Consider the following 12667-nt stretch of genomic DNA (forward strand, 5'->3'; position numbering starts at 1 on the left):
TTTACACGTATAAATCATTCAAATCCCGCCGCAAATAACGACGTACCGAGAACCAAGCCGAGAAAAATGACAACACCACCCCGGAAAGGATCACGAAACCCACCATCAACAGGATCACGTCCTGCCGCATGATATTAATCACGTTCCCCACATTCTCCTGCACGAAAAATATCGCACCCAGCAACACCAAGTTAGCGATCAGAGCCCCGAAGAACCCTCTCCACATACTCCCGTACACGAAAGGCTTGCATATAAAAAACGGAGTAGCCCCCACCAACTGCATCGTCTTGATCAACAGTCGCTGCGAGTAAACCGCCAAATGAATCATGTTACGAATCAACGTGAACGAAATCAACACCAACACCGCCCCGACAATCAAAAATATAATTGTGATCCGCCGTATGTTCTCGTTAATACTCTCGATCATGGATTTCTGGTAATATACCTCGTGAATAATATCAAATCTTGCTAATCCTTTCTCTATCATCGCCAGCGAATCGTTATTCGCATATGCCGGATTCAATTTGATCTCAATGGAAGGCAACAAAGGATTAGCTCCCAATATCCGTTCAAAATCCTCTCCCATCTCTTTCTTGAAAGACTTCGCCGCCTGTTCTTTGGTAATATACTTCGAAGTGTAAACGTAAGGTTGGGTATCCAAAATCTTTTGCACCCGCTTGATCTCCACCTCATTCGTGTTATCCTTCACGATCACGGCAAAACCGATATTCCGTTTCACGTGATCCGAAACCGCCCGAGCATTTAATAAAATAAATACAAGCATACCGACCACAATCAATACCAAAGAAATACTGATTGTGGGAACAAAATAAGCACTTTTTCCCTTTCTACTTTCTGTCCGCGACATTTTTTCTGTCTTAAAAACTTGACAAATATAATCATTCTACACCCGAGAACAACCCATTTCTAAAAAAAAATCGCAAAATCACATCTCCACTAGCCCCCATTCGCCCTCCCGTTCTCCAACATTCACCTCTTTTCCCCTTTAGTAACTGCATGAAAAACAGTTTTCAAGAAATGAATTTAAAAAATCCTTTGCATTTTCTTATCAAACCCTTTGCTGAAAACAAAAAATGCTCTATATTTGCAATCGCAAAAAAGGAAAGCGTTCCTTGAAAATTTTGCAAGCAATCATGCGAAAATAGCTCAGTTGGTAGAGCATAACCTTGCCAAGGTTAGGGTCGCGGGTTCGAGTCCCGTTTTTCGCTCCAAGTTGCTCGAGTGGTGGAATCGGTAGACACGCGGGACTTAAAATCCCGTGGCCATTGCGGCTGTGCGGGTTCAAGTCCCGCCTCGAGTACACGGAATATTAAGGAGTTAGTAATCACTAACTCCTTTTATTTTATCCAGAAAACTCTAATCACTTTTTAAAATTATTCCCTCTCGATACCCTAAAAACGATATGTGGCATCTCGACACCCCGGTAGTGTTTGACAAGAGTATCGACCTCCACCATTCCATTCCGCCGAGCCACGTTTTGGGATGCCACGTTCGAATCCCGAATAATGGAATAAACCTCGTCAAAATTCAACTCTTGAAAAGCGTACTCCTTACAAGCAATGGCCGCCTCTGTGGCAAATCCTTTATGCCAAAACTCTTTTCGGAATAAATAACCGACTTCCGGAACCCTGCCCCCATTATATTCCTGGTACGTGATACCACATTGCCCGATAAGCTCGCCACTGCTTTTCTCGATGACCGCCCACAGGGCAAAACCGTCATCCTCGTACCGCCGAAACATCTTATCCAACCATGCCTGAACTTCCTGATCGCTAAAAGCGCCCTCGTAAGCATACATCACCACGGGGTCCTGCAACAATTTACACACCTCGTCAAAATCACCTTGTTCTAACTTTCTTAGAACCAACCGTCCCGTTTCTAATAACACTTCTCTCATTCTTCTATTTTCAGGCAAAAATACCCAAAAAAATATTTCCCTCAACAAATAAATCGTACCCAATAAAATAATCGATCATAACGACAATATGTATTACCCCCGTTATCAAATAAAGAAAGGATGAACACTTAAGGTAATTACCAGATAATCAAAGATTAAAAATCTATCAAAGACGTATCAAAGACGTTCGTGAACGTCTTTGATACGTCTTTGATTCGAAATTGATACGTCTTTAACCCCTAAGTACATCGAATATGCAACGTGTCTCGTCCTGAAAAAGTTTACCGTAACCCCAAGTAAATCTATGCCAGCATTAAGCCAATTTCGTTATTCTCATCTGACACTAAAATTGGCTCAAAAACAAACTGCCCCTGAAAGTTTTTTGTTCACTTTTTGGGGGCAGTTCTGTACTATACTACAATAGCCTATTTCAAATAAAACACATGCTACATTTTTTCCACACGTTCCTTTACAGATTGAATATCCTTCGGTTCTGCATCACTTAGCGAGTTATTTTTAATAACTTCCAACACATCAATCAAGAGCCTCTTCGCCCCCTGTTTGTCCCCGATCTCTTCCATGAGATCCGCACATCCCCAAGCCGTCGCCGGAGTTCGATCCAACTGATAAGCATAATTTACCCAATCGATACATTTCTTTTTCTCTCCTACATTCTGCTGATCGGTAATCTTCCAGTAATGACGGGTAGCACTGATCACGAAAGAGGACAATAGTTTATACTTCACCCCGCCAAACAAACTCGCCATACCCATCGTCTTCTTTATACTCACAATCGCGGTTGAATCATTCTTCATTTTAGCTGAATCAATCAGCATCTTAAAATGCTGGTTTGTTATCTCTTCCGTTTTTCTCAGGGAATCAATGCTATTCTCTTGCTGCTGGGCAATCATATACTCGTTCATCAACGTCTTGAATTTATCGTCCAGACGGTTGTTCGAATAGAAATCCAAACGCAACTGCTCTGCCGGAAGATAAGATTTACCGCCACCCATCATGGCAGACATTCCATTCTCCAGATTTCCCAACCCGGCCTTCACGCCAAGAATTCCTTCTAACGCCTTTTCATCCTTCTCTTTCACGCAAGTGGCAAAACAAGCGCTCAAGCTCTTCATCACGGATGCATTCAAACAATTACCCAACTTCTTGTTTTCGCCCTCGACCTTCTTGATGCCCTTCACCAAACGATCAAAAAGAACCGGATCAAAAATAGAAATATTACCTATATTACTCACGTTCTCCTCCAACAACAACTCCCCATCAGAGAGGCATTTCAAGTACTCGTTCAGGACAATGCCACCGCCTGCCCCGGACTCTTTCAATAAAGCATAATACTCTCCAAGGAAAACTTTTCCCCGTTTTCCTTGTTCGTATCCTTTCTCCATTGCCGCGATACGGGGAGCCAGCGCATACAAACGCACAGCTTTCTCTCCTTCAGCGATAAGCTTATCGGCCGTACGGACTCCCATAAACTTATACACCAACTCGCCTGCAGCATTCACGAAAACCAACGTCGGGTAAGCCGAAACCTCGTACTTACCCGCTAGTTCCGGTCCTTCACCTTTCTCTGCGTCAATCTTGTAATTGACGAAATTTTTGTTGAAGTAATCCCCCACAGCCTGCTGGGGAAAAGTCTCCGCAGCCATTTTCTTACAAGGACCGCACCACGTCGTGTACAGGTCTACAAAGATCAGTTTATTCTCCTGTTTTGCTTTCTGTAAAACCTCTTTCCAGCTACCGGTTTCGAACTGAATCCCCTGTGAAAAAACATTCCATGAGAAAAGCAAAACGACTATTGTTAAAAATATTCTTCTCATTATTTCTATCAATCGTTATTCTCCAAATTGTTCTGCAACTTTTTCCATCAACAGATCTCCCCGCAATTTGGTAGCGACAATTTTCCCTTCCTTGTCAATCAATAACATAGCCGGAACCCCGCTCACGTTATACAATTTTGCCACCGGACAACTCCATCCCTTCAAGGAAGAAACATGTCCCCAATTCAAATCGTTCTTTTCAATCGCATTTACCCAATTATCCTTTTTATCATCCAGTGACACGCTCAGTATTTCAAATCCTTTATCATGAAACTTGTCATATACTTTCTTCACATTGGGAACTTCACGCAAGCAAGGACCGCACCAGGATGCCCAGAAATCAAGCAAAACGATCTTCCCACGATAATCAGATAAAGAAACATCCTTTCCGTCCGGAGCTTGTAAGGTGAAATCCGGGGCAACACTACCGATGGATGTTTTTTTAATATTATCTATTGATGTTTTCAATTTACGTCCTAAATAAGCATTTTTGATACGGGGAGTCAAACCTTCATACATTTTTTCAACTTCCGCCAAATCTCTATCCTTGATCACGAAATTATTAATAATCAACGCAGTTGCATGGCAATCGGGATAATTTGTAACCAAGCTGTCAATCGTCCGCACGGTTTTCTCCTTCATAGCCGTATACATCTGTATTAAAGAGTCCTGCATGGCAGCACTCGTATTCTCATCTCTACCCATGAAGGAAAGTCCCAGCATCATCAACATCTCATCCCGCTGTGCTAACAGCATTGTTTTAAAAATATCCTGCTCCACGCTCCCCGATATTTCTGCTCTGACATTCTCAATCTCTTTTCCCTTGACCGTTTTTTTCACGGTTATGCATTTTACATGAATTGGAATAGAGTCCAAAATAACGATATTCGTACTACCATTTATTTCCAAAATCCGCTCATCCACGTCTCCAAGCGGCTTTTGCATTTTAAAACTACCGTTTGCCACGATAGCGGAATCCAATATCTCATATTTTTTGTCTCCCAAGTCCTTTTTTAAATAGACTACTTTTCCATCTCCACCTTCCCACTCTCCTTGAATGGTATAAGTTGTCTCTTGTTTGGCACACCCCATGAACAACAAGCCTATCAATAATCCACTGATAATTTTTCTCATACTTCCGGAATTATTTTAACATTTTTAAATCAAGTATCGTTTATATTTATTCTGATTTTTTCAAAAATGACTCGAACTCTTTCGCTTTCTCGGCTCTGATTTTCTCGTCCATCTTTTTGAATTCTTTTGCCTTTGCATTATTGCCAAGTTTAGCATGCAAAACAGAAAGAGTTCCGTAATAATTAGATTTTAGTTTAGCACTTCCCTTATCTTCTTCTTTCTGCAAACCTTCAATTAAAACCAAGTACTTCTCTATTATGCCCTTATCTTGACAATATGCCACAAGGTATCGAGCCGTTTCATCCAAATCACGATCAGAATAACCCAAAGCCTTGATGTCACGATACATCATCTGGCTTTCGTATACTTCATTCCACTTTTGAGCCAACTCCAATTCATAAATCTTTATTTTGGCACGATACGTTTCTGCACGTTTCAAATTCCCGCGGTCAATCAAACGTAACAAAGTATCTATTTTTCCTTGCTCGGCAACCAAACGCAAGGGAACCCCATTCTCATCAAATTTAATTTCAACCACTCGATCTACTGCTTTTTCCAGCGCCCAACTTAATTGTCTCTCCACGTTATAGCGATCAAATTTCACTTTATGAGCCAAACGGTCTATATTGAAAATCACGTAGTCAAATTGCGGAGAATAAGGGTTTTTGATAAAAGCCCCCACAAAATCCCAGATTTCTTTTTCCTGCAATTTTTCCACAGGTATCGTATTCATGTAATCAAGTACGATTTTCTCGATGTCATCTTTCAAGAAGGCTCCTTCCAACGCGGCAACATATTCTTTCAGAAACGCCAAGTCCCGTTCTCCTGCCTCGTACCTATCACGACAAGCAAACAAACTTTTACCTTCCTTACCCGCTTTCATCCCGGCAATCAATACATCTGCCTCTTGGAATCCCGCCATTTGATGCATAACTTTTCCTTCCTTATTAATTAACAAGAGTGTCGGGAAACCAATAATATTGGATTTATATTGTTTATACAGATCTTTCCCCACACCCTTTTCCATATCGTATTTCACGTTGATGAAATTCGCGTTAAAAAAGTCGCCCACGTCTTTGCGAGTAAAAATATCTTTGGCTAAAGCCTTGCACGGGCCACACCAAGAGGTATAGCAATCCATAAAGATATATTTGTCCTGCTCTTGAGCCATTTTCAAGACATTTTCCCATTTCTCGCCTTCGATAAAACGAATCCCGTCTCCGGCCGACTGCCCGAACGAAAACAAGGCCAAACATAAAAATTGTACTATAAATCCAATCTTTTTCATAATCAATCCTATTTACAAATATGCTATTATTTTAATTCATCCAATTTTGCCTGACAAGCTTTCACGTCACTCTCTTCGACCCCGGCCGCAGAACTTCCATCTTTCAATCCCAAGGTCAAAACTTCTTTCGCTTGTTCCTTTTTGTCCAAGGCTAATAACTTATCGGCCACGTATGCCGCCGTCTTTGCGGAAGGGCTCAACTGATGTAAAAACACGTACCAACCGGCAACCCGATCCTTGTATGCCGCATCTTTCTCTCCTGTATATATCTCCTCGTAACGTTCCACGTTCTCAACCATACTCGTTGAAGTATAGTAATCATCGATACTTGAAAAAGCGAACATCATCGCGTTCAATTTTCTTGCTGCCTGATATTCCTCTTCATTCCCACTTTCTTTTGCCTCTTTCAACTTAGCCTCCATGGCCTTTAGCATGGCAATTTTCTCCTTATGAGTTTCCTCATATTTTTTCTGAAGTTCCGCTATATAACTGATAAAAAGCTGATTAAACTTATCCAGTTTCTTTTTAGCCGAATAATAATTTAAACGTAGTAATTCAGAAGGGATATAGATATTTCCTCCCCCCAATGAAGCCGCCGTGGCACTATCCTTACCTCCCGTCGCCTTAAATAAACGATCTTTCAAAGCCAGCACTTCCTCAAAGTTTTCCTCTTGATCGGCTTGTGCCGTCTTTTGAACGCTAGCACTCAAGAAAGTACAAATCGCTTTATTCACGGCAGTAGAATGTTTTTTGTCCTTCGCCGGATTGACAGCCTCCGCACAAGCCGCATCCACCAAGCGGTTTGCTAATTTCTTGTCGAAAACCGTGATTTTGGCAATACGAGGAACATTGACAGAATCCAATAAATGAGCATCGTCCACCAATGCAAAATAATCAAGTAATACATCGCTACAATCCAATCCGGATTTGTCTTTCAATATAAAATACTGATTCAAAAATTCTTTATCCCGGTTGCCTTCCTCGTATTTTTTCATGTATTTCTTCAATTCCGGTTGTGCGGCAAACGCATCCACGGCCTTCTCGCCTTCCTTGATAAACATATCCACGGTTTTACCGCCCAGGAAACGATAAACCAATTCCCCGTCCCCATTAACAAAAAGGAACGTGGGATAAGCAGATACTCCAAATGTTTTCGCAACCATTTTCCCGTCTTCACTCTTTTCTGCATCTAATTGCAAATTCAAGAAATGAGCGTTATAATATTCGCCGACTTTAGCTTGCGGGAATACATTATCCGCCATGTGCTTACAAGGTCCACACCATGAGGTATATATATCTATAAATACCAGTTTATTCTGTTTTTTCGCCATTTCCAGCACCTCTGCATAACGCCCCTTTTGGAAGTCGATCCCCTGTGAAAACACGGTTAAACCAGTGATTAAAATCGTCACTAACAATACTAATTTTTTCATCTTACAATCCCTTTAGTTTATGTCCAATACTATTGTATATTTTTTATTTCTCTCAAAATCACAATTATAAAGCAACAAGAAATCCTCTGCCACGGCAACTTCCCATTTCTGTCCCCCCGCCAAACACGGGTTATTTACACGTTTCGGGAAATAATAGGCAAACGGAATATCCGTCACGTGTTCCTGTTTCAATTTTCCTCCTCTCATCAATCCCCCGTCAAAATATTCATTGGTCGTGATCGTCACGAAACATTGTTTCCCTTTTATCTTGAAATCTACACTGTATCCTAATGGTTTCGGATTTTGCATCTTTACATCCCAAGCCGGATCGCCATACAAAACAACTACATCCCGGTCATGTACAAATCCCATCTGGTCTTTCGTCGGCTGCTGACCCGTCACCGCCTTGAATTGTTTTTCAAACATCTCCCTCTCCCCAAAATCTATTTCCGAAAAAGGATAATTTACGGTCAACATTTTCGGATGCCACTCGTTTTCCGTCCTCAACATATCCTGCTGGTTCAGATAAACGGCCTGCGCCAAGGTCAACCGCCCGGCATTGGCAACCCAGTATTTCAAACCTCCCCAACCGTTCCGGCCATACCAAGTTGTAACGACATATCCCACCATGGAAGTTGCATCCATTCCGCTCAACCAAGCCACAGCCATACTCTCCGGGTCATTGTCAATATTCCCGATCAGACAGTTACCCGCCGCAAAATAAACTCTCGGGTGAGCCGTCCCTTCCAAAAACTCAGGAGTCATGAAGTCGGCATACAACCGCCCTCCCCGTGGTTTCAGATTACCAACCGTAAATGGCATTTCAAGATTTTTCTCGGTTGCGTGTGAAGAGGTTACCAGCAAATCGGGATCAATTTCTTTATATTTCTCCACCCATTTATTCAGTATTTCCCATTTATTGATCTGCTCATTCTTCACTTCCCCGTTGCGGGTTGTCTTCTCGCCCCAACCGCCGGGTGTTCCCCCGTCATTCATAAATGCAAAACGATCAAAATATTTTCCATCGCTCAATTCTGCCGTCGTGTTCAATGCTGTATGAATCACAAAAGGTTTAGCGCTCCCCTCGACCATTCGCATAGCATCTGTAGCTGAATACCCCGTGATAATTCCCCACAAGTAATCCGCATAAATATCATCATCTATTTCCCGACTCAAACGATGCCCTTCCATGACAAACTCCCGATTGAGGTTTTCCGGTTTTTCCACCACTGCCACGTAACGGGGAGTTAAACGCCGTAACTCCGCCAACAGTTCTCGCGGCTGTTTGTCGTAATATAACACGGTTGCTTTATGTCTTTTAGCTAAAGTCTTTACCACTTTCATCCATTCCCCGTCAGCCTGAACCTTTTTCGAGGTAACAACCACATAGTCACGAACCTGTTGAGCTTTTACCTCCAATAAATTACAAGTCGTAAACAGCCAAACGGCAAACATTACAACTATCCGTTTTTTCATCATATTTCCAGATTAATTAGACTGAGTTGCTTTAAACAAATCCTTATACCGTTCCATCCGCTCCGCTTCTATGGCATCCCCCATCTTTTTATATTTATCAGCGTTACTCCTATCGCCCACAAGAGCATACAAACGACCTAACAAGTTATAATAATTGGTCGAACCACCCTCCGCCTTCTCCTGTTCACTTATCCTCAACACGAATGACAAGACGCTGTCAATTAAATTCTTATTCAAATTTCTTTCAGAAAGGAGGGTCAAAACTGCTACAATATATTCACCCCGAACATCTGTCATGTGCAAGTTCGCAGCTACTTCCAAGTCTCGAAACACCTGTTCGTTATCTCCTGTATGCAAAGCTTTAATAATAGCGAGTTTTAAACGCATTCCATCCTGTCCCAATAATTGCCCTTTATTTACCAGATACGTCAATCGTTCCAGTTTTAATGAATCATACAATGGCCAAACATACCGTTCATCCTGGAAATGAGGCTCGCATTGTTTCTCGATCTCTTTGTTCAAATTTCGACTCAACACCATCAATACCTCATATCTCTTATCAATCTCATTATCCCCACTAACCCCACTTCCCAATCCTTTGAAAAGTCTCTTCAAACGTGCAGCCTTATCCTCCGGAGCGGAACTTTCTTCCCGATCCCATTTCATTTTTTTCACAGCATAAATGCCATACTCAAAAACATTGGAATAAGGGTCTGCAAATACATATTTATTTAATAGCAAGTAAGTATCCTTATCTTCCACCTGCAACACCGGACACCGAGACATATATTCCTTTATCACCTGTTCTGTCTCTTTTCCCTTTCTCGCATCCTCCAAGGCCTCCACGTATTCCTTCACGACCTTAATGTCACGCTTGTTTACCGTGTATTTCTCTTTCAAACTTTCTAGGTCAGTTTGTGCAGATGCTGCTAAGCAGCATCCGACACAAACCAATATCATGATTGTCTTTCTCAACATATCTCTTATATTATACAGACGAATCATTCTTGTAGATTCTTAAAATAATCAGCCTCCACCGGATCATCGGGGCAAGCAGCATTTTGCATGGCAACGATATCCAATCCAAGTACATCCGTCAAATATGGAACGATGTCAATTGTACGCTCCAGCATTTTAGGAAAATGTTCAAAGGTGTAGTCTAATTCTGCTTTAGGTGTTGTAGTCAAATTACTGATATAGTCAGCAACATCAACTTGTCGCTTAGGAATTAAGACTGTTTCTGCAGGAGAACTATTCCAATACCCGTTCGTACGGAAAGTATAAACACAATCCGTATATTTACCATCAGGATCCTCTAACCAAGCTGTCGCATATATTGCTGTCGCATCATCTTTCCCGTTTGCTTTCTTCAATCTTGAGTTGAAGAAATCCGTCGGTTCCTCTGTTGCTCCTAAATACAAGCGTGAAATCAACAGATCAGAAAACTCCTTTTTCCATGACGTCCAATCCTCATCCGTGTAAGCTTTCATTACTTCTCCCAAATTAGGGATAATCAACATATCCTCACGCTCCAAATAAGTTTCAACCAAGTCATCCGGATCATACGAAGAATTATCACACAAAGAATCACATAAGAATACCCGTATAAACCAATTTCTCCGAATGTAATCCCCATCCATCCCGGCAAACACCTCATCTTGCAATTTATTTACAACCGTTCTCACCAGTTCCCGGTTTTCCTCCTTTACAGGAGTATACCATCTATTAACACCCCCGGTCCAGTTAGCGGTTTGAAAAGCATATTCACTATAATCATATAGATAATACACTCCACAAAATTCCCATGTGTTATAAATCAATTCTTCCAATGAACCAGGTTCGCCTTTAGTTAATCCATATAATGGTCCTCCTAAATCCGGATTCGGGGTCAATTTTTCAGAACAGGCTGAAATAAGTAATATGACAGATATCAGATATATATTTAAACTTTTTTTCATAATCAATCATTTTAAAAGATAAATCGTTACTCCGCATTAATCACTTCACGGGCATTATCAACACAATCTGTATTGTATGTCAATTCTGAAGAAGGAATACCAAGCACATAATTCGGACTACCTTGCCTCAAGGTATAAGTTTCGTAATTATTCCAAGAAGTATACCATCGGTGTTCGATTTCCGGCATTCCCTGACGACGCAAATCCCAGAAACGCATAGCCTCTTCAAAACATAGTTCCCGACGGCGTTCTGCCCATATGAATTTAAGCAAATCATCACTATTTTTAAAATCAGCCATTTGTTTGTCAACATACTTATCCGTACTGATACGTCCACGGCGTAATGAATTTAGCAAATCAATAGCCTGCTGGTCTATCGCATTACTCTTCCGAACATAAGCCTCCGCTAGATTTAACAATACTTCAACGCTCCGCCAATTTTCATGAAACAACTTTTCATTCGGTTTCTCGGCCCCGGTACTATATCTTCTTCGATATTTAATCGGATATTGATAGTTATAGGTAATTTCCGTATAAAAACCCCATTTATCTGTCTCTCCCGGTTTATCCGATTTAAAATAAGCCTGCAAACGTAAATCCCCCTCGTCATATGATTTCAGCAATGAATTCTCAGCCTCCTGTGATGGCCGGAATCCCAATCCATACATATATCCAGACATCGTAATAGCCAAGAAATCATAAGAATATGATGAATTACCGAATGTAAATACAATTTCCGGATTAACCAACCCATCCATCATGCAAAAGCCTTTACTGTCATTTGTATTAGTAAGTAACTCAGGATCAACCGAATTCAAATCATAAACCTCTGAATTATTCTCCATGAACAATTCTCCTAAACGAATCACTTCATCCCAATTCTCTTGGAAAAGCGCAATTCTGGACCCTAATAACCACACGGCAGGCTGTGTTAATAAATGAATGTTGTCCGCAGCCGTACTTATTTCCATATATTTCTCCGCTTTTTCAATATCCTCGTTTATCAATTTATAAGTTTCACGAAGAGTTGACCGTTTACGAGCCTGTATATCCACTTGCGGCGTCGTACGAAGAATAACACCAGCTTTCTCCAAATTCTCCTCTGCATAAGGAGCAGCATAGGTGTTTACCAAACACCAGTAATTATAAGCTCTTAAAGCATAAGCCTGCCCGGCTAAATGATTAAATTTACCGGAATCCTGCACCTCCATCGTCGGCAGAGCATCTATCACGATGTTACAAGCCAAAATATTCTCATAACGAGCATTCCAGAAATTATCTGTCAATTTCTCTTCTATATCCACATTCCAAGTATAAGCCTGTTTTCCTTCTCCCCCCTCAAGAACATCAAAAGCATTTCCGTCTTTGTCTAAATAAGCTTCTCCAAGAGAATCTATTTCCAAACGTCCTAACTCAACATCATCCGTCATTAATTTAAACCATGAGGCATCATCATTAAAGTCCGACGGATAACCTTCCGCATACAACATCGGAGAATATTCTTCAACTTTCTTGGGAATCAGCAAATCTCCGGAATCTTCTTTCAAATAATCACTACATCCTGTAGCAATTAACGCTCCCAACAATATCTTTCCGCTATATCTAAAAATATTATTCTTCATATA

The 12667-nt window shown here is 41.2% G+C and carries 10 protein-coding genes and 2 tRNA genes; 2 read left to right on the forward strand and 10 right to left on the reverse strand.

Going from position 1 to position 12667, the window contains the following annotated elements; all coding sequences use genetic code 11:
• Position 1: 1 nt before the first annotated feature.
• Positions 2-868 carry a cell division protein FtsX gene (locus I2I33_RS17940; RefSeq protein ID WP_087421461.1) on the reverse strand — a complete coding sequence of 289 codons (867 nt, stop codon included), beginning with the start codon at positions 866-868 and terminating at the stop codon, positions 2-4.
• Positions 869-1156: 288 nt separating this feature from the next.
• On the opposite strand from I2I33_RS17940, the gene I2I33_RS17945 reads away from it, so the two are divergent.
• Together I2I33_RS17945 and I2I33_RS17950 are read left to right on the forward strand one after the other, a co-directional pair.
• A tRNA-Gly gene (locus tag I2I33_RS17945) sits at positions 1157-1232 on the forward strand.
• 4 nt (positions 1233-1236) lie between these two features.
• Positions 1237-1321, forward strand: a tRNA-Leu gene (locus I2I33_RS17950).
• A 60-nt stretch (positions 1322-1381) separates the two neighbouring features.
• Here I2I33_RS17950 and I2I33_RS17955 read toward each other — a convergent pair.
• The 9 genes from I2I33_RS17955 to I2I33_RS17995 all read right to left on the reverse strand — a co-directional run bounded on the left by I2I33_RS17955 (position 1382) and on the right by I2I33_RS17995 (position 12664).
• Positions 1382-1918, reverse strand: a complete 537-nt coding sequence (locus I2I33_RS17955; RefSeq protein ID WP_087421460.1) for a GNAT family N-acetyltransferase — start codon at positions 1916-1918, stop codon at positions 1382-1384.
• A 446-nt stretch (positions 1919-2364) separates the two neighbouring features.
• Positions 2365-3753, reverse strand: a complete 1389-nt coding sequence (locus tag I2I33_RS17960) for a thioredoxin family protein (RefSeq protein ID WP_087421459.1) — start codon at positions 3751-3753, stop codon at positions 2365-2367.
• Positions 3754-3768: 15 nt separating this feature from the next.
• Positions 3769-4887 carry a TlpA disulfide reductase family protein gene (locus I2I33_RS20500; RefSeq protein WP_087421458.1) on the reverse strand — a complete coding sequence of 373 codons (1119 nt, stop codon included), beginning with the start codon at positions 4885-4887 and terminating at the stop codon, positions 3769-3771.
• A 46-nt stretch (positions 4888-4933) separates the two neighbouring features.
• Positions 4934-6175, reverse strand: a complete 1242-nt coding sequence (locus I2I33_RS17970; RefSeq protein WP_087421457.1) for a thioredoxin family protein — start codon at positions 6173-6175, stop codon at positions 4934-4936.
• Positions 6176-6201: 26 nt separating this feature from the next.
• On the reverse strand, positions 6202-7608 hold the full coding sequence (locus I2I33_RS17975; RefSeq protein WP_087421456.1) for a thioredoxin family protein: 1407 nt from the start codon (positions 7606-7608) through the stop codon (positions 6202-6204).
• A gap of 12 nt (positions 7609-7620) precedes the next feature.
• Positions 7621-9084, reverse strand: coding sequence for a hypothetical protein (locus I2I33_RS17980; protein ID WP_140402594.1), 1464 nt, complete (start codon positions 9082-9084; stop codon positions 7621-7623).
• 12 nt (positions 9085-9096) lie between these two features.
• A complete protein-coding gene (locus tag I2I33_RS17985) occupies positions 9097-10062 on the reverse strand; it encodes a glutaredoxin family protein (RefSeq protein ID WP_162613810.1) in 966 nt (321 codons plus the stop codon).
• A 23-nt stretch (positions 10063-10085) separates the two neighbouring features.
• Complete coding sequence (locus I2I33_RS17990; RefSeq protein WP_087421453.1) at positions 10086-11042, reverse strand: hypothetical protein; 957 nt, start codon at positions 11040-11042, stop codon at positions 10086-10088.
• 26 nt (positions 11043-11068) lie between these two features.
• On the reverse strand, positions 11069-12664 hold the full coding sequence (locus tag I2I33_RS17995) for a RagB/SusD family nutrient uptake outer membrane protein (RefSeq protein WP_162613809.1): 1596 nt from the start codon (positions 12662-12664) through the stop codon (positions 11069-11071).
• Positions 12665-12667: the final 3 nt, after the last annotated feature.

The organism is Butyricimonas sp. BSD2780061689_150309_C8 (assembly GCF_015560935.1).
Taxonomy (GTDB): Bacteria; Bacteroidota; Bacteroidia; order Bacteroidales; family Marinifilaceae; genus Butyricimonas; species Butyricimonas paravirosa.